Raw genomic sequence first — 20,666 nt, forward strand, 5'->3', positions numbered from 1 at the left:
CTGTTATGACCTAGGTATTCACATTCTACAGGATGCAACATGACGGCCAACCGCCCGATGCCCGAAGAGACAGGTATCCTTGAATTTCTTTCCGTCTGCAGCAGCGTCTGTTCAGACGATGCGGTATCGCAATCTACCGAAGCCCAGCGGGCCCAATATGACGCGCTGTGTGCCCGTTTCAGTCCGCCGATTCCTGCTGGCCTGACTTTCGCTGATGCTCCGATCCGTACTGTGCCGACAAGGTGCTACAGGCCACGGCATGTGACGAGTGAGACCTCGCTTCTCTATCTACATGGCGGCGGTTTCGTCGTCGGCTCGCTTGAGAGCCACCACGCGATCTGTGCGGAAATCGCCGACTTTGCGGGTGCCGAACTGGTCGCCGTCGACTACCGGCTGGCACCAGAACATCGCTGGCCGGCGCAGACCGACGATGGCTTCGCTGTGCTTTCCGAGCTTGCCTCACGCGGCAGCAGGATCGTCCTTATTGGTGACAGCGCCGGAGGCAATCTCGCAGCGGGGCTTGCCATGCGGGCAAAGCAGGCGGGGCTTTCCAACATCGCCGGGCAGGTTCTGATTTACCCGGCGCTGGGCGGTGATCTGACGGCGGGATCCTACGTCGAGATGAGCGAAGCGCCAGGACTGACGACGGCCGATGTGGCCTATTACCGGGAAATCCTGCAGGCGCCGCAAGACGATCCCGTAGCAGCACCGCTCAAGTCTGCCTCTGTTGATGGACTACCACCAGCCTTTATCACCGGCGCGGCCTTCGACCCCCTACGGGACGACGCTCGACAATATGCCGCCAGGCTGGCGCAGAACGGTGTCGAAGTTTGGTTCCGCGAGGAGCCGCAGATGGTGCATGCCTGGTTGCGGGCCCGCCATATGAGCGATGGCGCGCGTGCTGGTTTCCTGACCGTCTGCGAGGCGGTGCGCCGTTTTGCAGCAGCGTGACACTCACATGAGGTCGCGGGGGACGCGTTTCTCCGCGAAAACCTTTTCGAAAATCTGAACATCGGCTTCATAGGCCGTTACCAGGGCATTGATGACCCAGTCGGTCTTCGTGCAGGCGATTTTCGCCGTCGCAACAGTTCGCACGAACCAGCCAGGGCGGCGCATGTCGCAGGTCCAGGTGGAGTTGCCTGTCATCGATAGCGGATCGGCGGGTGAAATCGACCAGACCTCCTCGCGGAGTTGCCGCGTCGAAAGGCCGGTTTCAGGATGCTCGTAGAGGCCGGTATCCTCGTGGATGAGATACTCCGTGCGATTGGCCGAAAGATCACGCATGACCTGCCGCTTCGCCGCCGCGGGTGCGTGTTCGATGTATTTGGGCAAGGGATCGGGATTGGCCGGTTCGGGAATATCGACCCGGCGATGCTCTCCGAGCATTGGCAGCGCCAGGCCAAGCGAGGCGATATCGATCTCTACACCTTGATCGTCCGGCGGCGGCAGGATCATCGGCCAGTATGCGGTGGACAGCGACAGGCGGATGCGATGTCCCTTGCGGAAGCGGTAGCCACAGGCATCGAGGACGAGCCGGATCGAGACTTTCTCGCTGGGCGGAAGCGGAGCGGGGTCTGCGTTGCCGTCGCGATGGGTGAGATTGATGACGCCGAAGGCGACGCGTGTCGCCGTACCATCCGGATGGATATCGACGAGCCGGGCGCAGAGATTGCCGGTGAGGGCTTCGGAGCGCAGCGAGAGGCTGAGCACCGGGCGGCCGAGATAATCATGGTCTGCGGCAAGCGGCGTGGTATCGAAGGTGAGCGAAGCGGCGTCGTCGGAGCGTTGGTCGATCGCCATCTCCGCATCGGGCTTCAGCGTAAAATATTCGCCGGATGCGGTGCCAGTATCTAGCGGCGAACGCAGATAAGCTGTGTGTTCCGGCGCCTGCGGGATCGGCATGCCCTCAGTCAGCTTGCCGAATTGCTCTACATAGAAGCACTGCATTTCCGGCGGCTTCCAATCATCCTTGGCAACCCAGAAGCCCGGATCGAACTCGCGCCGCGGAGCCGGGCGGATGGCGTCAAGAATATATGCTCGGGTCTGGGGCAGCATGTCGATGCCGTTGTCCTCGCCGCGCAGCCACTTGTTCCACCAGGCGATCGCTTCGCCATGAAAGTCTGTCCGCGGCTTCGGCCAGGCGAAGTGCGGATATTTGTGAACCCACGGGCCGATCAGGGCCTTCGCTTTCTCACCCAGCCCTTCGACAGCCGCCAAAGGCGTATTGCGATAGCCGTCCGCCCAGCCTGCGATCACTAGCGCGGGAATCTCGACATTCGAAAAATCCTGTGAGATCGAGCCGTGGCGCCAGAACGCGTCGCGGCGCTGATGGGTCAGCCACTCTTCCATGAAGAAGGGCTCCTGCTCGAGTCGCTCCAGCCACATCTCTTTCCAACGTTCGCCGACCAGAGTCGGATCGGGCGAACGGGATTGATAGCCAAGCATGGTTGCTGCCCACGAGAGTTGCGCGGAAAGATGGCAGCCGTTTTTATAGTGGATATCGTCATTGTAGCGGTCGACCGTGGAGGCGATCGAGATGACGGCCTTCAGCGCTGGAGGCCGGAGCGCTGCAACCTGCAGGCTGTTAAAGCCGCCCCAGGAGATCCCCATCATGCCGACCGAACCGTTTGACCAGGGCTGAGCGGCAATCCACGCGATCAGTTCGCAGGCGTTGGCAAGTTCAAGTTCTGTGTATTCGCCATCGATCACGCCGTCGGATTCGCCGGAGCCGCGGATATCGACGCGGACGCCGGCAATTCCTGCAACCGCGAAGACCGGATAGGTCGATTCGTCGCGAAGGCTCGTTCCGTCCCGCTTTCGATAAGGCAGAAATTCAAAGACGGCGGGCACCGGATCGTTCTCCGCACCATCCGGCATCCAGATGCGGGCGGCAAGCCGCGTGCCGTCCTTCAGCGTGATCCATTGATTTTCGATTGTGCTGAAACCGCGCGCGGTCATGTCATGTTCCATGATACAATTGTCGTGAAGCGAGGCGGCAGCAAGCGCCTCGCGGGATTTCAGTTGCCGGCGCTTTCCATCCGCCGTGTCGCGAAGACGCGTTCCAGCCAGCCGATTTCCATCTCTGGCACAGATTTGAGCAGCAGGTCGGTGTAGTCGTCGAAAGGCGCTGACAGCGCCTTTGACTTCGGCCCGAACCGTACGACCTTGCCGCGATGCATGACGGCGACGCTATCGGCGATCGCTCTGACGGTTGCGATGTCGTGGGTGATGAAGATGTAGGAGATCTGCTCTTTTTCCTGCAGCCGCAGGAGAAGTTTGAGAATACCCTCGGCAACCAGCGGGTCAAGCGCCGACGTAGGCTCGTCGCAAAGGATCAGTTCCGGCCTGGCGGCAAGGGCGCGGGCGATGGCGACCCGCTGTTTCTGGCCGCCGGACAGCTCGGCCGGATAGCGGCCGACGAAGCCGTTGCTCATCTCAATCTGTTCGAGCAACTCCTTGACACGTGCGGTCTTTGCCGCGCCGCGCAGGCCGAAATAGAAAGTGAGGGGACGGCCGATGATATCGCGCACGGTCTGGCGCGGGTTCATGGCGGTATCCGCCATCTGGTAGATGAGCTGAATGCGCCGCAGCTCGTCGCGCGATCGCTCCTTCAGGGCCGGCGTCAGCTTCTTGCCGTTGAAAAAAATTCCGCCTTCGCTGGGCGGTAGGAGCCCGGTGATGACGCGGGCGAGCGTCGATTTGCCGGAGCCGGATTCGCCGACGATTGCCAGCGTCTGGCCCTTCGGCACATGCAGCGAGACATCGTGGAGAACCTTAAACCCGTTTGAATATTGCGCGCTGACACGTTCGACCTTCAAAAGCGCGCCGGATTGATCGGCGGCTTCCTCGCGGGCGATCTGGCGAACGTTGACGAGAGCACGGGTGTAATCCTCCCGTGGGGCCTCGATGATCTGCTGCACAGATCCATATTCGACTTGCCTGCCGTGACGCAGAACCATGATGTCGTCCGAGACCTGCGCAACGACGGCAAGATCATGCGTGATGTAGAGTGCGGCAGTATGCGTTTCCTCAATGGCATGCTTGATCGCCGCCAGGACGTCGATCTGCGTCGTCACATCGAGCGCGGTCGTCGGCTCATCGAAAACGATCAGCTTCGGATTGGAACAGAGCGCCATCGCCGTCATGGCACGCTGCAATTGGCCGCCCGAGACCTGGTGGGGGAAGCGGCTACCGAACGTCTCGGGGTTTGGAAGGCCGAGAACGCGAAAGAGATAGAGAGCACGCTTGCCGGCCTCGTCCTTGGTCATCAAACCGTGCTTGACCGAAGCTTCGATCACCTGCTCGCCCAGCCTGTGGGCCGGATTGAAGGCGGCAGCAGCCGATTGCGCGACATAGCAGACGCGGGCGCCGCGAATCCGGCGGATGCCCGATTTCCCCAGTGGCAGGATATCCACTCCGTCGAGCATGACCGCGCCGCCGGTGATTTCGGCGCCGCCGCGACCGTAGGCGAGCGCTGAAAGACCGATCGTGGATTTGCCGGCGCCGGATTCGCCAATCAGGCCCAGCACCTTGCCCTTCTGCAGGTCGAAGGAGACGCCGTCGACGATTGTGACGCGCTTCGGCGGCTCGCCCGGCGGATAGCTGGTTGCTTCGATCTTGAGGTCGCGAACGGAAAGAAGCTCAGGCATCGCCACGCCCTCCCTTGAGGCTGGAGGTGCGCTTCAGGAGCCAGTCCACCACCAGATTGACACAGACTGCGAGCGCCGCAATCGCGGAGCCCGGAACGAGAGCGGCAGATATGCCGAAGATGATGCCGTCTTTGTTGTCTTTGACCATGCCGCCCCAATCCGCCGACGGCGGCTGGATGCCGAGACCGAGGAAGGACAACGTCGACAGAAAAAGGATCGAGAAGGCGAAGCGCAGGCCGAATTCGGCGAGCAGAGGCGAGAGCGTGTTCGGGAGGATCTCCCGGAAGATGATCCAGATCGTGCCTTCGCCGCGCAGCCTGGCGGCCTCCACGAATTCCATGACCGCCACATCCAGCGCGACGGCGCGGCCGAGACGGTAGACGCGGGTGGAATCGAGGATCGCCATCACCAGGATGAGCACAATCAGGTTCTGCGGCAGCACCGCCAGCACGACAAGGGCGAAGATCAGGGTCGGGATTGACATCATCAAGTCGTTGAAGCGCGAGAAGATCGCGTCGATCAATCCGCGCGAAACGGCGGCGGTGAAGCTGAGGATGATCCCCAGCGAAAATGAGATGATCGTTGCTGCCAGTGCCACGAACAGCGTCGTTCGGGCGCCGTAGATCAGCCGCGAAAGAATATCGCGGCCGAGATTGTCGAGGCCGAAGAAATACTGCGCGTCACCCACTTGCCAGACATTGCCGACAACTTCGGTCTCGCCATATGGCGCGATCCATGGTGCGAAGATCGCACAGATGAAGACCAGCAGAATGCCTATGATGCCGATCCAGGCGGTAATGGGGATGCCTCTCAATCTCATCGTGGATGCCTCAGACGCGGGTTGGCGACGATCGCCAGGGTGTCGGCAACCATGTTGAGAAGGATGTAGACCGCGGCGAAGATCAGGCCGCAGGCCTGGACGACCGGCATATCGCGGACGGTAACGGCGTCGACCATGTACTGGCCCATGCCGGGATAGACGAAGACGACCTCGACCACGACGACGCCAACGACGAGATAGGCAAGGTTCAGCGCTACGACGTTGATGATCGGCGCCAAAGCATTGGGTGCGGCATGTTTGACGATCGAGCGGAAGGCGCCGAGGCCTTTCAGTTCTGCAGTTTCCATATAGGCCGACGACATCACAGAGAGGATTGCGGCCCGTGTCATGCGCATCATATGAGCAAGGACAACGAGTACCAAGGTGGCGGTCGGCAGGGCGATGGCCTTCAGCCGGTCGACGAAATCCATGCCGTCGTAGACGGTCGCAGGAAATGTCGCGATCCCGAATTTCACGCCGAAGAACAGGATGAGCAGATAACCGATGAAGAATTCCGGTAGTGAAATCGCCGCCAGAGAGATCACGTTGATGATCTTGTCAGGCAAACGGTTGCGGAAATGCACCGCCAGCATGCCGAGCCCGACGGCAAGCGGCACCGAAATCAACGCCGCAAAGGCTGCAAGGAAGAGCGAATTGCCGAGCCGCTTGGCGATCTGCTCGCTCACCGAATTCTTGCTTGCCCAGGAGGTGCCGAAATCACCCTGCACGGCATTGCCGAGCCACTCGAAATAACGCGTAGTCACAGGCCGGTCGAGACCGAGTTCGGTGCGGATATTGGCAACAGCCTGCGGTGTCGCCGACTGGCCGAGATAGGTTGTCGCGAAATCGCCCGGCAGCGCTTCAAGGCCGCCGAAGATCAGGATCGAAACAGCAAGAAGCAGCAAAAGACTGAGCACGAAGCGCTCGGCGATGAGGGACAGCAGCGGGAAACGCTGCTTGAATCTTAGTCCCGGCAAGACGGTGCTGGGTGGCGGATTGGACATGACTGATGCCTCGCGCTGAAACCTCAGGAAGACCGCGGAGGTTTTCCGCGGCCCCGGTTCCGTTAGAGATGAGGGCGTCTCCGCCCCGCTTCGAGCATCAGGCGTCCAGCCAGACGCGGGTCGCGACGTAGCCGTTCGACATGTCGTTGCCGATATCGTGAACGTAGCCCTTCACCTGCTTGGTGGAAGCGTTCACGAAGTCGTTGAACATAGGCAGGATGACGCCGCCTTCATCACGGACCATCATTGCCATGCTGCGATACATCTCCTTGCGCTTTGCTTCGTCGAGTTGCGAACGGGCTTCGAGCAGGATCTTGTCGAAGTCCGGGCGCAGGAAGCGGGTGTCGTTCCAGTCGGCCGTCGAGATATAGGCCGTGGAGTACATCTGGTCCTGCGTCGGACGGCCGCCCCAATAGGACGTCGAGAAGGGCTGCACGTTCCAGACGTTTGTCCAATAGCCGTCGCCTGGCTCACGCTTGACCTCGATATTGATCCCAGCCTTCTTGCAGCTTTCCTGATAGAGGACGGCGGCATCGACGGCACCCGGGAAGGCGACCTCGGAGGTACGCAGCAGGACTGAGCCGCTATGACCTGATTTCTTGTAGTGGAAGGCCGCCTTGTCCGGATCATAGGCGCGCTGTTCGATGCCCTCGGGGAAAAGCGCATATGTGCTGTTGATCGGGAAGTCATTGCCGACCTTGCCGTAACCGCCAAGAATCTTCTTGACCATCGTCTCGCGGTCCATGGCGTATTTCAGCGCCATGCGCAGATCGTTGTTGTCGAAGGGCGCAGTGTTGCCATGCATGATGAAGACGTAATGGCCGCGGCCGGACGTCGACAGGATTTCGACATTCGGCGCACGCTTCAACAGGTCCACAGTCTTCGGATCGACGCGGTTGATGTAGTGCACCTGACCTGACGAAAGCGCTGCAATACGTGCCGTCGCATCGTTCATGCCGATGATTTCGATCGAGTCGACATAACCACGATCGCTGCGCCAGTCGTCCTTGTTCTTTTCGAAGGTCGCACGTACGCCGGCTTCGAAACTCGCAAGCTTGTAGGGACCGGTGCCGATAGAGGCGAGCGGGTCGTCATTGCCGCCGTTCGGCTGAATGACGAGGTGGTAGTCGGTCAGGAGCAACGGCATGTCGGCGTTGCCTTCGGCCAGCGTCAGGACGAGGTCGCTGCCGTCGGCCTTGATCTCCTTGATCGACTTGACAACACCAAGAGCGCCTGACTCCGATTTGCTGTCGGTATGGCGCTTCAGTGTCGCAACGACATCGTCGATCGTCAGGTCCTTACCGTTGTGGAACTTGACACCCTTGCGGATTTTGAAGGTCCACGTGACGGCATCGTTAGACGCTTCCCAGGATTCGGCTAGCGCCGGAACGGCAGCGCCGGTCAGCGGGTCGGATTCGACCAGCATGTCGCCCCAGCAACGGCCGACGCAGAACATGAATTGTGACAGGAACTTTGCCGGGTCCTTGGAATCGGTGGCTGCGCCGCCCTCGAGACCGAGTTTCAGGTGACCGCCGCGCTTTGGTTCGGCTGCCGTTGCGCTTTCGGTGAAGAGCTGGTCTGCAAGCGCCAGCGTAACGCCCGCCGCCATTGCGCGTCCCATGAACTCGCGGCGGCTGAGACCGCCCGCACTCACGCGGCTTGCCAGATATTTCGTGTAGTCGTTCATTCCCCTGTTCCTTCTTCTTGATGTTGATAGAACTCCCGGGCAACGCTTCGGGATGCGGTTTCCTCTTCCGCCCCGAAACCTCACTGCCCGCGATCATGCGGAAAATGATGCGGTCGCTGCCGCCTCGTCACCTTCCTTTCCAGATTGGGCTTCGCTTCTCCCCGAAAGCCCGTGCGCCTTCCAACTGGTCCTCGCTCGAATAAAGGGCATCGACCGTTGCAAACTGCCTTTTGGTGATCTTGTTCATGGCAGTCTGAAATGTCATTCCTTCGGCTTCGCGCACGATCTCCTTGATGGCTGCATAGACGAGCGGCGGACCGCTATCGAGAAGGCGGGCCAGTTCCCATGCCCGCTCCATCAGCCTGTCCGCAGTGACAATTTCATTGACGAAACCCCAGCGATGCGCCTCCGTAACGTCAAGCCATCGGCCAGTCAGAAGCATGTCCATCGCGATATGGTAGGGGATGCGCTTCGGCAGCTTGATCGAAGCAGCGTCTGCGACCGTTCCCGAGCGAATTTCCGGAAGTGCAAAGGTTGCGTGCTTGGCGGCGATGATCAGATCGGCGGAAAGGGCAATCTCCAGACCACCACCGCAACAGATGCCGTTGACAGCGCAGATGACGGGCTTGTTGAGGTCACGCAGTTCCTGCAAGCCGCCGAACCCGCCGACGCCATAATCGCCATCGACCGCATCGCCGGCTGCCGCAGCCTTCAGATCCCATCCGGCCGAGAAGAATTTCTCGCCAGCACCCGACACGATGGCGACACGCAACTTAGGGTCGTCGCGGAAATTGCGGAAAATCAGGCCCATGTCGCGGCTGGTCGCAAGGTCGATGGCGTTCGCCTTCGGCCGGTCAATGATGACCTCGAGGATACCGCTGTCGCGTCTGGTGCGAATGGGGTCTTGCAACTTCTGCTACCTCCTTCGCCGGATGAGAGCGTCTGCGGCAACGACACCATGGTTTTCAGGGAGAACCATCAATGGATTAATGTCCAGTTCTTCCAGCCACACGGCATTTTTTACGACATATTCTGCTGCTGATGCGACGGCTTTGACCACTATGTCGAGGTCGCTCTTCGCCGCGCCGCGATAGCCCTCGATGAGTTTCCTGATCCTCAGGCGCGAAATCGCTTCCAAGATCTCCGCTTCTGTTACCGGAAGCGTCAAAATGACGGAATCTTCAAGCAATTCCACCAAAATTCCGCCCGCACCGACGGTTAAAGTCAATCCAAGGACCGGATCGCGTACCGCGCCGATGATCAGCTCGGCCACGGGGCGCTCGATCATCCGTTCAACCAGGTATCCGGCGGCGACATGGGCCATTTTCTGCGCTGCGTTTCGCACCGCTTCAGCATCCTTAAGGTTGAGCGCGACAGCACCGGCCTCGGTCTTGTGCTCGACGCCAAGCGCTTTCAGAGCGATGGGAAAACCGAGACGCTGAGCCTGTTCTGCTGCCTCGTCCGAACTCGGTGCGGTTGCACCAAGCGGAACGGAGAGACCGGCGGCAGACAGTTCCGCTTTGGCTTCCGCCTCGCTCAACGTCTCGATCTCGCCTGCGGTCAACGGTACATTGAGCAGTGGCAATGGCTGTGGGTTTTGCCAGGCTTTGCCGATGTTAGCGGCAATTTCCGCGGCGGCGACGGTTTCGCTGATGCCGCAGAAAGGCACGATGCCATCCTCCATCAACAGCAAGGCAATCTCTTCCGGCATGTTCTCCGGCAATGTCGCCACGATACCGGCGCGCGCTTCGGTTCGTTTCGCGGCCGCCGCGACGGCACTGACCGTCGTCATCCAGTCCGCTGTGTTGCAACGATCGCTCCGCGGAAAATCAAGGACAACCAGATTGAGGGCATAAGCGCCCTCGAACATGGCTATAAAGGCCTCCGACTGGCGGGTCAGATCGCCCCAAACGAAAGTGTGGTAGTCGAGAGGGTTGGAAAGGGCGACCATTTCACCCAGGCTGCACCTGAGAGACGGAAGCTGCCGGGGTTTCAGAGAGCGGAATTCCACGCCCCGGCTGACAGCGGCGTCGGCCATTAGCGAGGCTTCGCCGCCGGAACAACTCATGGAAGAGATCGCATTGCTTTCAAGCGGGCCTGCTACGTGGAGAAGTTTCAGCGTTTCGATCATTTCCGGGAGGGTTGCCACGCGGCCAATGCCGAGGCGAGCGAGAATGGCATCGGCAACCGCATCGCTTCCGGCAAGGGATGCGGTATGCGAAATGGCGGCGCGCTGCGCCTGTTCGGATTTGCCGACTTTCAGCGCAACGATGGGCTTTTTCAGTTCCCGGGAACGTAAGGCAAGCTTCTCAAGCGCCTGAATGTTGCCGAATCCCTCGATATGCAGGCCGATGGCCGTGACGCGCGGGTCCTCGATCACGGCGAGGGCTAAATCCGACAATCCGGTCTGCGCCTGGTTGCCGGCCGTCATCACATAACTGATCGGCAGGCCGCGCTTTTGCATGGTGAGATTGATGGCGATGTTGGAGGATTGCGTGAGAATGGCAACACCTCTTTCGACGCGCACCATTCCGTGCTGGTCAGGCCAGAGCAGGGCGCCATCGAGGCCGTTGATCATGCCATAACAATTCGGTCCGAGGATCGGCATATTTCCGGCCGCTTCGACGAGATGATTTTGCAGTATCGCGCCATCGGCGAGTTCCGCGACCGCCTCGCTGAAGCCGGAAGCATAACAAACGGCGCCGCCGGCGCCTATGACGGCAAGCGAGCGTACGATATCGACAGTCAACAGCCGGTTGACGCCGACGAAGGCCGCGTCGGGTGCCGCGGGCAGCTCGCCCACTGATCGATAACAACGGCGCCCCACCACCTTCTCGAGCACCGGATGGACGGGCCAGATTTCGCCGGCAAATCCCATGCGGTCGCACTGCTCGATGACCCGGCGCGCTTCGCGGCCGCCGAAGACGGCGATCGTTTGCGGTCTGATCAGTCGATCGAGCGAGCGTTGCGTCATCGGGTCACGCTCCGAACGGCCGCAGCAGATCGCGGCTGATGATGTGCCGCTGGATCTCCGAGGTTCCGTCCCAGATGCGTTCGACCCGCGCGTCACGCCAGAAGCGGGCAAGCGGCAGGTCGTCCATCAGCCCCATGCCGCCAAAGATCTGGATCGCTTCGTCGGTGACGCGGGCAAGCATTTCGGAGGCGTAGAGTTTCGCCGAGGCGATCTCTCGGTTGGCACCAAGGCTAGCATCAAGCCGCCAAGCGGCGGATAGCGTCAGCAGGTCGGCGGCGTCGATCTCCGTGATCATGTCGGCAAGCTTGAACGACACACCTTGATTGGCGCCGATCGGCCGGCCGAACTGCTTGCGCTCCGCCGCATAGGGCAGCACCATATCAAAAACGCGGCGTGCACGCCCGACGCAGGTTGCCGCGACCGTCAGACGTGTGCCGTAAAGCCATTCATTGGCGATGTCGAAGCCGCGATGGACTTCGCCGAGCACCTGGGATTTGGGCAGGTGGCAGTCGGTGAAGTTCAGGATGAGGTTGTGGTAGCCGCGGTGCGATATCGATTGATAGCCCTTGAGGATATCGAAGCCCGGCGTGTCGCGATCGACAAGAAAAGCCGTGATCTTCTTCTTGATGCCCTTGGGCGTCTCCTCTTCTCCGGTTGCCGCAAAGACGATAACGAAATCGGCGACATCGGCATGGGAGATAAAATGCTTGGTACCATTGAGCACGAAATCGCCACCGTCCTGCCGCGCCATGCATTTCATTCCGCGCATGTCGGAGCCGGCATCGGGTTCGGTAATCGCCAGCGCGTCAACCTTTTCGCCCCGCACCGCCGGCAGAAGATATTTCTCACGCTGCTCGCCTTCGCAGGCCATCAAAATTCCGGAAGGGCGGCCGAAGAACACTGTCAGTGCCATCGAACCGCGGCCGAGTTCGCGCTCGACAAGAGCAAAGGTAACGTGGTCGAGACCGGCGCCGCCGATCTCCTCAGGAAAATTGCAAGCATAAAAACCGAGATCGATGCATTTGCGCCTGATTTCCTCGCCGAGTTCTGATGGAACGATACCAGTGCGATCGACCTCGTTCTCATGCGGATAGATTTCCGTCTCGACGAAGTCGCGGACCGTCTGGACGATCATCTCCTGTTCTTCGTTGAGCCCGAAATTCATGACTGCTTCCTCCTAGCGTTTTTGCCCGACATGGCGTCCGACGCCATCCGGTATGGGCAGTTTTGCGTGGACCTCGCTGATCGGCTTTATCTTGCTCAGCACCTCCCCCGGTGCGAGAGCGGCTTTTCCCGCCTTGGCATCGACATGCAGCAGCATCTGTTCGGCGGTCGCAATCGCCTGGCCCGTCGCTGTGTCATGAATCGTGTTGAACAGATGCAGCCGCTTCTCGTCTGCTGACAGAAGCTGGCAGGTTGAATGAATCGCCTGACCGAGCTTGGCTTCGCCGAGGTGGCGGATATGGGTCTCGACGGTGTAATAGCTGTGACCCCGCTCGACATAGGCGAAATCGACGCCGATAAGGCGCAGCAGTGCATCCGATGTATCCCCAAACACCTGCAGATAGCGATGCTCGGTCATGTGCCCGTTGTAATCGACCCATGCGGGGCTGACATTGGCTTCGACAAGCCTCAATGGCCGCGCGATGTCCTCGGGATGCTTGCGGCTGCCGCTGGCAGTCCAGAGCGTATGCTCGAAATCCTTGAGCAGCTTGCCGGCACCCCAGCCCTTACCGCCATGGCCGCCCTTCAGCGCCTGCAGGATGCCGACAAGATTTTCGTCGCGGATGCGCTCGAGCTCGCGGATTGACAATCCGTCCGCTTGTTCATCCGACTGCTGGCCGATCTTCTCAACAAGCGCGTCGTCGAGGTCGACGACGTCCATCAGCTTGGTCCAGTTCCATTGCAGAGCCGGACCGAACTGGGCTAGGAAATGCCGCATGCCTGCCTCGCCACCGGCGATTCGGTAGGTCTGGAAGAGACCCATCTGCGCCCAGCGAAGACCGAAGGAATAACGGATGACGTCATCGAGCGTCTCAACTGTGCAGATATCGTCATGGATTAGCCACAGCGCCTCGCGCCAAAGAGCCTCCAGCAGACGGTCGCCGACAAAGGCCTCGATCTCCTTGGCGATGTGAACGCCCTTCATGCCGATCGGTGGCAGCTTCTCCATCGCCACCTTGATGGCGCCATGGCTGGTCTTTTCACCGCCGACGATCTCGACGAGCGGCAGGAGATAGACGGGGTTGTAGGGGTGCGCCACGAAGAGGCGTTCCGGAAACCGCATGTCGCGCTGCAGGTCGGTTGGCAGCAGGCCTGATGTGGAGGACCCGATCAGCGCGTCGGGGCGGCAAGCCGCATCTATCTCCGTCAACACCTTACGTTTGAGGTCCAGTCTTTCCGGTACGCTTTCCTGGATCCAGTCGGCATCAACGACGGCTTCTTCAAGGGTCTCGCAATAAGTGAGCTTGCCGCGTGGTGGCTGAGGTGCCCCGGTCAGCATGGCGTAAGCGCGCTCGGCATTGGCGATGACTTCGCCGACAATGCGGCTTGCCTCCGGATGCGGGTCAAAGACGTCGACATCAATGCCTGCAAGCAGAAAACGGGCGATCCATCCGCCACCGATGACGCCGCCGCCGACACATGCTGCTTTGTTGATCTTGCTCATGGGCGCCTCAGCGGTTCCTCAATTTCAGTTTCTTCCGGACGTCCTCAGGCCCGATGATGCGGGCGCCCATTCCTTCGACGACCTGCACCGCCTTCTCGACAAGCTGGGCATTCGTCGCGAGCGCGCCCTTTCCAGCATAGAGGTTGTCTTCAAGCCCAACGCGGACGTTGCCACCGGCAAGCACCGCCGCAGCCGGATAGGCCATGGCGTTGCGGCCGATCGAGAAGGCGGAGAAGGTCCAGCTATTGGGAACGTTGTTCACCATCGCCATGAAAGTGTTGAGATCATCGGGCGCGCCCCATGGAATGCCCATGCAAAGCTGGATCAGCACCGGATCCTCGATCAGGCCCTCCTCGGCAAGTTGTTTGGCAAACCAGAGATGACCGGTATCGAAGGCCTCGATTTCTGGGCGTACGCCGAGATTTGTCATCTTCTTCGCCATCGCACGGAGCATCGCCGGCGTGTTCGTCATGACGTAGTCGCCGAGACTGAAGTTCATCGTACCGCAGTCCAGCGTGCAGATTTCCGGCAGGCACTCGGCGATGTGGGAGACGCGTTCCGTTGCACCTGCGATGTCGGTGCCTTGCGGATTGAGAGGTAGAGGGCGTTCGACATCACCGAAGATCAAATCACCGCCCATACCGGCCGTCAGGTTGAGTACGACGTCGATATCGGCAGAGCGAATGCGCTCAGTAACTTCCTTGTAGAGGTCGTTGCGGCGGCTCGCGGCACCCGTTTTCGGATCGCGGACGTGACAGTGGACAACTGCCGCCCCAGCCTTGGCGGCGTCGATCGCGGAATCCGCGATCTGCTTGGGAGTGATGGGAACGTGGCTGGATTTCGAAACCGTATCGCCGGCACCGGTTACGGCACAGGTGATGAAAACATCGCGGTTCATCGCAAGAGGCATTTTTTTCTCCCTCGTGTTGGGCCTATTACGGGGGAAGATGGCGCGTCATGCTTTGCATTAACGGAAGTACTTGATACGTTATCGGAAATGATGGAGGCCTAATGCTGACGCGATCCAACGATCGGCTGGATGTTGATCTTCTTGTCATGCCGGAGACGAACCTCATTCTGCTCGCTTCGGTGATCGAGCCCATGCGTGGTGCCAACCGGATTTCCGGCAGTGAGCTTTATCGATGGCGGCTTCTAACGCCTGATGGTTCGCCTGTGCTGACGACGAGCGGCATTCCTGTACCCGCCGCCGGTGGCTTTGGGACGGGGCGGGATGAGACACCGCTCTTCGTGCTTGCAAGCTACAATTGGCGCCGCAGCTCGACACCGGCATTGAAGATGCAGCTCTCTCAGGCGGCCCGTTACCGAAGCATGATCGCAGGCATCGAATCCGGAACATGGCTGCTTGCCGAAGCCAGCCTTCTCGATCGGCTGCCGGCGACGATACACTGGGAAGATTTCGATGACTTCTCGCTTGCCTATCCGCATGTGCGGGCGGTGAAGGAGCGTTTCGTCATCACAGGCAAGCGCATTACCACGGCAGGTTCGCTCCCGACCGTCGACCTGATGCTGGAGATCATACGGCAAAGGCAAGGATACTCGCTGGCGCTCGAGGTCAGCCGGCTCTTCAGCTACGAGCAGGACTCCGTCCACAGCGAGACCCAGCTTTCACCTTCGGGGACAGGTCTGCACATGCGCGATCCTCGGGTCGCCCAAGCTGTACGGCTGATGGAGGAGAATATCGAGCAGCCTATCGTGCTTGCGCGACTGGCTCGCAGAGTGGGCATCGGTGCGCGCCACCTGCAGGGGCTCTTTCAGCAGAGCACCGGCGCGCCCCCGCACGTCCATTATCTGGCACTGCGCCTGAACGCAGCGCGGCGGAAGGTGATCGAAACCAAGGCGCCTTTTGCCGATATCGCGGCCGCGACCGGCTTCAATTCGGCTTCAGCATTTACGAGAAGCTATCGCGCGAGCTTCTCGGAAAGCCCCTCGGACACGAGGCGTCGTCTCCGGCGGCCGGTTACAGCATCGGAGGAACGGCCATAGGCTGAAATGCGTCCCGTACCATATCGGCGAGCCCGCGTACGGCCTCGCTGGAATGATAGGGGTTTCGGCGCAGGACCACTCTGGAGGCATCGACCGGTGGGAACCCTTCCTCCGCAGTCAGCTCGCGGCAGCCCGGTGGTATGTTGCTGCGGGAGAGCGTGGTGACGGCAAGGCCCGCGGACGCGGCGTTCTTGAGCCCGGAGCTAGTATCGGCAACGAAGGCCACACGGTACCTTCGACCCTGCAATTCCAGCGATCTGAAAGCGAAATCGCGCGCCCAGGTGGAATTGCGGTAGATGGCGATCGGCAGCGGCTCGAGGTCGTGGAGCCGGTGGACCTGGGACGTGACCCATACGGTCGGATCGACACAGAGGATTTCGCCCGCCGCCTGATTGCTCCAGTCGAAGACGACGGCGAGATCCAGTTCGTCGCGCTCCAGGGCCGCGAGATTGCGCGCTGTATAATCGCAGGAAACTGTGACCTCCACGGCTGGATGGCGGACGGCGAAAGCGGCAAGTGCGGCAGGCAGCACAGTCTGGCTATATTCTTCGGGTATCCCAATACGCACCGGGCCATCGAGCGGTTTGGTCCGAATGGTCGCTGCCGCTTCGTCTAAAAGATCAATCACACGGCGTGCATAGGGCAGCAGTTGCAGGCCAAGGCGCGTTGGGATGACACCGCGCGCGCCCCGGTCGAAAAGGGTTTCCCCGATAGTTTCCTCAAGTTTCTTAATCTGCGCGCTCACGGCCGATTGCGTCCGACCGACGGCCTGAGCAGCGGCAGAGAAATTCGAGGTCTTGACGACCACGAGAAATGTGCGCAGCAGATCGCTTTCGATGGGTTGACGCATTTTAGCCATAAGAAAATCCGATGGCAGTCATCTCAACTATTCGTTTGCCTGATGTCAAGAACAAGCGCAATCAGAGGCATCAGACCTCTGGTTCGGGAAAACCGATGTCATCCCAAACAGGCGCCCGTCCGTTCGGCCTCAGCGAGCATGACAAGGGCGTGATTCTTGTCGCCGCCGCGACGCTCGCTTGGAGCGCAAGCGGCGTCTACTCGCGACTGCTGACGACCGATGCTTTGACAGCGATCGCGTGGCGGTCATTGTTCGGGGGACTGTTCCTTCTCATTCCGAGCTTCTTCCTCGAAGGAGGAATGTCCAAGCGGCAGTGGCGCTCGGTCTTGCGCCCATCAGGTCTCGCGATGATCGCCTGCCAGACCTTCAGCCAGGCATGTTTCATCGGCGCACTTTATACGACGAGCGTGGCGAATGTCGCCGTCATCTACGCGACAGCCCCGTTCATCGCGGCCCTGCTGGGCTGGCTTTTGCTGAGGGAGCGCGTGGCGAGGCGCACGATGGCCGCAGGCGCCGTCTGCCTGCTCGGCGTGATGGTCATCGTCGGTTCATCAGTCGGGGGCGGCACGGGTCTCGGCGATCTGCTGGCACTGGGTATGACGGCCTCTTTTGCGATGATCATCGTCATTCCCCGGATCAACCCGGGCGTGCCGAGTCTGCCCTCCACTATCGTCAGCGCCTTTCTCACGCTGGCGCTCTTTGCGCCCTTCGGCTCGGTCGGCTCCCTCGATTTCCACAACTGGATCGTCCTCGCTGCATTTGGCGCAACCAATTTCTCCATCGCTCTCGTACTCTTCCTCGCCGGCGCAAGACATATGCCTCCCGCTAAAGCTGCGCTTATCGGAACATTGGAGATCGTCCTCACTCCGATGTGGGTATGGCTCTTCTTCGCGGAACGTCCGCCTGCTGCGACTTTCGCCGGTGGCGCACTGATCTTGGTCGCTGTGGTTTGGCATATCCTAGTGGAAGCCAGGCGTGGTGGGCGTTAGCAGCGAGCGCTGGTCACTGGATGACAATCGCTCTGTCGCCGAATTCGGTCGCAACGGCGAGGTGCGGTTTTTTGGCGACATCTCGTCGGAGCCGGCGTCGGTGGCGTCGATGATCGCCAAGCTTTCCAAGCGCGGAGCCAAGCTTCATTTTTCTCCTGCGTCATGGCCGGGTCTATACCGGCCGCACGCCATGGACGCGCGCTCATGTCCGATGGCTGGCGCGCCAGGCCTTCGATCATCCCGCCCACCACATCCTGTTGGCGGAATATTGCCAAGCCATCGAGGATGCCGGCGTGCGTCTGGACAGGTTGACCAAGCTGGTGGTCGAGACCGCGGCATCCTGGTCGATGGCCCCGGTTGTGGCCGCCTACCAGGCGATGCGCGGCGTTGCGTTCATGACAGCGGTCACCTTTGTCGTCGAAATCGGCGATGTCCGGCGCTTTGATAATCCTCGCCAGCTGATGGCGTATCTCGGTCTCGTGCCATCGGAAAGCTCAACCGGCGAACGGGTCAAACGTGGTGGGGTCACCAAGGCAGGCAACACAAGGGCGCGTCGGGTCCTCATCGAAGGCGCCTGGACATATCGCTTCCCGGCTCGCGTGAGCGTCATCTCGACGACGCCCTCAACATCGCGATCTGCGGGCAGCACCGCGCCAGCCTCAATGCCAAGGCGACGGGCAATCGATGACCTGACCTGCTGGCGGTCGAGGATTTCGCCTTCGATCTCGCTGGATTTGATAACGTCTTCGGTCAGCGTCTTGAGAATGGCTTCCTGGCGTAATGGGAAGCCTAGCGCCTGCATATGGCCAAAGAGTCTGCCCTGCCGATGCCGGACGGTGGCGAGCTGCCGGGACAAATTTTCCAGATTCCATTCGAACTGCGGCCATTCCGGCAACTGATGAATGAATGTACTTTGGCATAATCACCGCATTTCCTGCGGAGATTATGCATCTCATTCGCCGCATGACTGTTGTGAATCGGCGAGGCCCCAGTGCCGGTCCCCAGATTAAATAGTTGTTTTTGCTGACGCGACGGAGGTCATTACGCGATGCCTGTTCACAATCTGCTGCACCAAAGTGTCGCCGGTACCATCGGATCGGTTTTCCCCTGTTTACGCGAGGGTCAAATCCTACGATGAGTGTTTTTTGAGATTGAAGTTCGCGGAGCAGAGGAATGGACCGCATCGACGCAATGAAGGTGTTCGTCACGGCCGTCGAAGAGGGCAGCCTTGCAGGCGCCGCGCGCCGGCTCAAGCGGTCCCCGACCGCGATCAGCCGGGCCTTAGGCCTGCTCGAGCAGCACGTCGGCGTCGAACTGCTTCACCGCACGACCAGAAGTCTGAAGCTGAGCGAAGCCGGCCAGCGATATGTAGAAGCATGCCGCAGGGTGCTTGTGGACCTCGAGGAAGCCGACATCATCGCCAGTGCACAACGCTCCTCTCCTAGGGGCATCCTCACCATCTCCGCCCCACCTATTCTCGGTGAGGAAGTTCTGCGGCCAATCCTCGACGGCTTTCTTCAGGAGCATCCGAGCGTCTCGGTTCGCCTTCTGATGCTGGATCGGTTCGTCAACCTAGTCGACGAAGGTGTCGACGTGGCCTTGCGTATCGGCAACCTGACCGACTCGACGCATATCTCGACACGTATCGGCGGAGACGTCAGACGCGTCGTGGTCGCCTCTCCACGGTATCTTGCGAGCAATCCGGCGATCAAAGAACCTTCCGACCTCCAGAGGCATCAGATCATCGCGTTTTCCAACTTTGGCCTCGAATCCTGGAGCTTCACCGCCAACGGATCTTCAATTCCAAGGACGGTGCATTTCAATCCTCGCTATGTCGTCAATAGCGTGAGGGCGGCCGCGGCGTCTGCCGCAGAGGGGATGGGCGTGACGAGGCTTTACTCCTACCACGTGGCGGATTTTGTTCGAGACGGTCGATTGCAGATAGTCCTCGCCGCCGATGAGCCGGCTGCGCTTCCCGTTCACCTCCTTGCACCGCAGGGACGGACCGCTGTTCCGAAGGTGCGCGCCTTCATCGACTTTTCGGTTCCGCGGCTGAGGGCAGAGCTCGGGCGTATCGCGATGGAAGCCGGGTCTCTGCCTTGATTATCCCGAATATCGGTTGAGTGTCGTGCTGCGCGCGGCAATTCTCCCGATGATCGAAAGCATCTAAATCAAGATCACCGACGCGCAACGCGTGGGGCACGGCCCGATAGCTGGCCGGTGCGCTTGAAAGGATGCATATCATGAACCGTCAAAAGAAGGTTGCCATTATCACAGGTGCCTCGCAGGGCATTGGAGAAGGACTTGTAAAGGCGTTCCGGGACCGCGATTACAAGGTCGTCGCGACGTCGAGGTCGATCAAGGAAAGCTTCGACGACGGAGTGCATGCCGTGGCCGGTGACATCGCAAGGCCCGAAACCGCGGAGCGAGTTGTTCGAGAGGCGCTGGAGCGCTTTGGTCGTATCGACACCCTGGTGAACAATGCCGGTGTGTTCACTGCAAAGCCGTTCGTTGATATCACACAGGAAGATTTTGATCACAATTTCGGGGTCAACGTCGCCGGATTTTTCCACATCACCCAGCGCGCTGCAAAAGCGATGCTGGCACAAGGTTCCGGCCACATCGTCAACATCACGACGAGCCTCGTAGACCAGCCGATCGCCGGAGTACCTGCAGCCCTCGCATCGCTCACGAAGGGCGGCCTCAATTCCGTCACGAAGCAACTTGCGATCGAATTCGCAACGACTGGCATTCGGGTGAACGCCGTCTCTCCGGGCATCATCAAGACTCCGATGCATTCGCCGGAGACGCACGAGGCCATGTCCGCGCTCCATCCCGTCGGTCGCATCGGAGAGATCCGCGACATAGTCGACGCCGTAATTTACCTTGAAGGCGCAAGCTTCGTCACGGGCGAGATCCTTCATGTCGACGGCGGTCAGAACGCCGGCCGTTGGTAGCCGGAAGAAAGCGCCGGCCCAAATCGGACCGGCGCTTACGCCAAGTTCCGGCGCG

General features: G+C 60.3%; 16 protein-coding genes and 2 pseudogenes. 6 read left to right on the plus strand and 12 right to left on the minus strand.

The annotated features are described in order from the left end of the window. Positions 1-39: 39 nt before the first annotated feature. The gene (locus tag N2599_RS20965; protein ID WP_027513665.1) at positions 40-951 is read left to right on the plus strand and encodes an alpha/beta hydrolase; all 912 of its coding nucleotides are present in this window, start codon (positions 40-42) and stop codon (positions 949-951) included. A 3-nt stretch (positions 952-954) separates the two neighbouring features. Here N2599_RS20965 and N2599_RS20970 read toward each other — a convergent pair whose 3' ends face one another. The 10 genes from N2599_RS20970 to bcoG form a co-directional block, all read right to left on the minus strand. Continuing rightward, positions 955-2,958 carry a CocE/NonD family hydrolase gene (locus N2599_RS20970; protein ID WP_027513666.1) on the minus strand — a complete coding sequence of 668 codons (2,004 nt, stop codon included), beginning with the start codon at positions 2,956-2,958 and terminating at the stop codon, positions 955-957. 59 nt (positions 2,959-3,017) lie between these two features. Further along, complete coding sequence (locus tag N2599_RS20975) at positions 3,018-4,649, minus strand: ABC transporter ATP-binding protein (RefSeq protein ID WP_027513667.1); 1,632 nt, start codon at positions 4,647-4,649, stop codon at positions 3,018-3,020. Further along, complete coding sequence (locus N2599_RS20980; protein ID WP_027513668.1) at positions 4,642-5,469, minus strand: ABC transporter permease; 828 nt, start codon at positions 5,467-5,469, stop codon at positions 4,642-4,644. The genes N2599_RS20975 and N2599_RS20980 overlap by 8 nt, the downstream gene beginning before the upstream one ends. Next, positions 5,466-6,473 carry an ABC transporter permease gene (locus N2599_RS20985; RefSeq protein ID WP_027513669.1) on the minus strand — a complete coding sequence of 336 codons (1,008 nt, stop codon included), beginning with the start codon at positions 6,471-6,473 and terminating at the stop codon, positions 5,466-5,468. The genes N2599_RS20980 and N2599_RS20985 overlap by 4 nt, the downstream gene beginning before the upstream one ends. Before the next feature lie 97 nt (positions 6,474-6,570). Further along, positions 6,571-8,160, minus strand: coding sequence for an ABC transporter substrate-binding protein (locus N2599_RS20990; protein ID WP_027513670.1), 1,590 nt, complete (start codon positions 8,158-8,160; stop codon positions 6,571-6,573). Positions 8,161-8,287: 127 nt separating this feature from the next. Further along, the gene (locus tag N2599_RS20995) at positions 8,288-9,070 is read right to left on the minus strand and encodes a carnitinyl-CoA dehydratase (protein ID WP_027513671.1); all 783 of its coding nucleotides are present in this window, start codon (positions 9,068-9,070) and stop codon (positions 8,288-8,290) included. 6 nt (positions 9,071-9,076) lie between these two features. Continuing rightward, the gene (locus tag N2599_RS21000) at positions 9,077-11,134 is read right to left on the minus strand and encodes an acetate--CoA ligase family protein (protein WP_027513672.1); all 2,058 of its coding nucleotides are present in this window, start codon (positions 11,132-11,134) and stop codon (positions 9,077-9,079) included. A 4-nt stretch (positions 11,135-11,138) separates the two neighbouring features. Continuing rightward, entirely contained in the window at positions 11,139-12,299 is a 1,161-nt protein-coding gene (locus N2599_RS21005) for an acyl-CoA dehydrogenase family protein (RefSeq protein WP_027513673.1), read from the minus strand. Positions 12,300-12,311: 12 nt separating this feature from the next. Beyond that, entirely contained in the window at positions 12,312-13,802 is a 1,491-nt protein-coding gene (locus N2599_RS21010; protein WP_027513674.1) for a carnitine 3-dehydrogenase, read from the minus strand. Positions 13,803-13,809: 7 nt separating this feature from the next. Next, the gene (bcoG, locus tag N2599_RS21015; protein WP_027513675.1) at positions 13,810-14,712 is read right to left on the minus strand and encodes a 3-dehydrocarnitine:acetyl-CoA trimethylamine transferase BcoG; all 903 of its coding nucleotides are present in this window, start codon (positions 14,710-14,712) and stop codon (positions 13,810-13,812) included. A gap of 101 nt (positions 14,713-14,813) precedes the next feature. Between bcoG and N2599_RS21020 the strand changes: the two genes are divergently transcribed. Next, the gene (locus N2599_RS21020) at positions 14,814-15,806 is read left to right on the plus strand and encodes a GlxA family transcriptional regulator (protein ID WP_027513676.1); all 993 of its coding nucleotides are present in this window, start codon (positions 14,814-14,816) and stop codon (positions 15,804-15,806) included. On the opposite strand, the gene N2599_RS21025 is transcribed toward N2599_RS21020, so the two are convergent. After that, positions 15,781-16,656, minus strand: coding sequence for a LysR substrate-binding domain-containing protein (locus tag N2599_RS21025; protein WP_027513677.1), 876 nt, complete (start codon positions 16,654-16,656; stop codon positions 15,781-15,783). The two genes, N2599_RS21020 and N2599_RS21025, sit on opposite strands and share 26 nt — an antisense overlap. A 104-nt stretch (positions 16,657-16,760) precedes the next feature. Between N2599_RS21025 and N2599_RS21030 the strand changes: the two genes are divergently transcribed. Together N2599_RS21030 and N2599_RS21035 are read left to right on the plus strand one after the other, a co-directional pair. Further along, complete coding sequence (locus tag N2599_RS21030; RefSeq protein ID WP_027513678.1) at positions 16,761-17,654, plus strand: DMT family transporter; 894 nt, start codon at positions 16,761-16,763, stop codon at positions 17,652-17,654. Beyond that, positions 17,641-18,259: pseudogene (locus tag N2599_RS21035) on the plus strand (transposase); the annotation flags it as partial. The gene N2599_RS21030 and the pseudogene N2599_RS21035, both read left to right, overlap by 14 nt. Here the strand turns inward: N2599_RS21035 and N2599_RS21040 are convergent. Beyond that, positions 18,256-18,558: pseudogene (locus N2599_RS21040) on the minus strand (DUF4172 domain-containing protein); the annotation flags it as partial. The pseudogenes N2599_RS21035 and N2599_RS21040 overlap by 4 nt on opposite strands. A 269-nt stretch (positions 18,559-18,827) precedes the next feature. Here N2599_RS21040 and N2599_RS21045 point away from each other — a divergent pair. Beyond that, the gene (locus N2599_RS21045; protein WP_027513451.1) at positions 18,828-19,757 is read left to right on the plus strand and encodes a LysR family transcriptional regulator; all 930 of its coding nucleotides are present in this window, start codon (positions 18,828-18,830) and stop codon (positions 19,755-19,757) included. 140 nt (positions 19,758-19,897) lie between these two features. Then, positions 19,898-20,611 carry an SDR family NAD(P)-dependent oxidoreductase gene (locus tag N2599_RS21050; protein ID WP_027513452.1) on the plus strand — a complete coding sequence of 238 codons (714 nt, stop codon included), beginning with the start codon at positions 19,898-19,900 and terminating at the stop codon, positions 20,609-20,611. Positions 20,612-20,666: the final 55 nt, after the last annotated feature.

The sequence above is a fragment of the Rhizobium sullae genome (assembly GCF_025200715.1).
GTDB classification, from domain to species: domain Bacteria; phylum Pseudomonadota; class Alphaproteobacteria; order Rhizobiales; family Rhizobiaceae; genus Rhizobium; species Rhizobium sullae.

Bases quoted from the DNA above. Each gene is read 5' to 3' on its own strand.
- N2599_RS20970 (WP_027513666.1), bottom strand. From the start codon at position 2,958: ATGACCGCGCGCGGTTTCAGCACAATCGAAAATCAATGGATCACGCTG.
- N2599_RS21045 (WP_027513451.1), top strand. From the start codon at position 18,828: ATGGACCGCATCGACGCAATGAAGGTGTTCGTCACGGCCGTCGAAGAG.
- N2599_RS21030 (WP_027513678.1), top strand. From the start codon at position 16,761: ATGTCATCCCAAACAGGCGCCCGTCCGTTCGGCCTCAGCGAGCATGAC.
- N2599_RS21000 (WP_027513672.1), bottom strand. From the start codon at position 11,134: ATGACGCAACGCTCGCTCGATCGACTGATCAGACCGCAAACGATCGCC.
- N2599_RS20965 (WP_027513665.1), top strand. From the start codon at position 40: ATGACGGCCAACCGCCCGATGCCCGAAGAGACAGGTATCCTTGAATTT.
- N2599_RS21025 (WP_027513677.1), bottom strand. From the start codon at position 16,656: ATGCGTCAACCCATCGAAAGCGATCTGCTGCGCACATTTCTCGTGGTC.
- N2599_RS21005 (WP_027513673.1), bottom strand. From the start codon at position 12,299: ATGAATTTCGGGCTCAACGAAGAACAGGAGATGATCGTCCAGACGGTC.
- N2599_RS20990 (WP_027513670.1), bottom strand. From the start codon at position 8,160: ATGAACGACTACACGAAATATCTGGCAAGCCGCGTGAGTGCGGGCGGT.
- N2599_RS21010 (WP_027513674.1), bottom strand. From the start codon at position 13,802: ATGAGCAAGATCAACAAAGCAGCATGTGTCGGCGGCGGCGTCATCGGT.
- N2599_RS20975 (WP_027513667.1), bottom strand. From the start codon at position 4,649: ATGCCTGAGCTTCTTTCCGTTCGCGACCTCAAGATCGAAGCAACCAGC.
- bcoG (WP_027513675.1), bottom strand. From the start codon at position 14,712: ATGCCTCTTGCGATGAACCGCGATGTTTTCATCACCTGTGCCGTAACC.
- N2599_RS21050 (WP_027513452.1), top strand. From the start codon at position 19,898: ATGAACCGTCAAAAGAAGGTTGCCATTATCACAGGTGCCTCGCAGGGC.
- N2599_RS21020 (WP_027513676.1), top strand. From the start codon at position 14,814: ATGCTGACGCGATCCAACGATCGGCTGGATGTTGATCTTCTTGTCATG.
- N2599_RS20980 (WP_027513668.1), bottom strand. From the start codon at position 5,469: ATGAGATTGAGAGGCATCCCCATTACCGCCTGGATCGGCATCATAGGC.
- N2599_RS20985 (WP_027513669.1), bottom strand. From the start codon at position 6,473: ATGTCCAATCCGCCACCCAGCACCGTCTTGCCGGGACTAAGATTCAAG.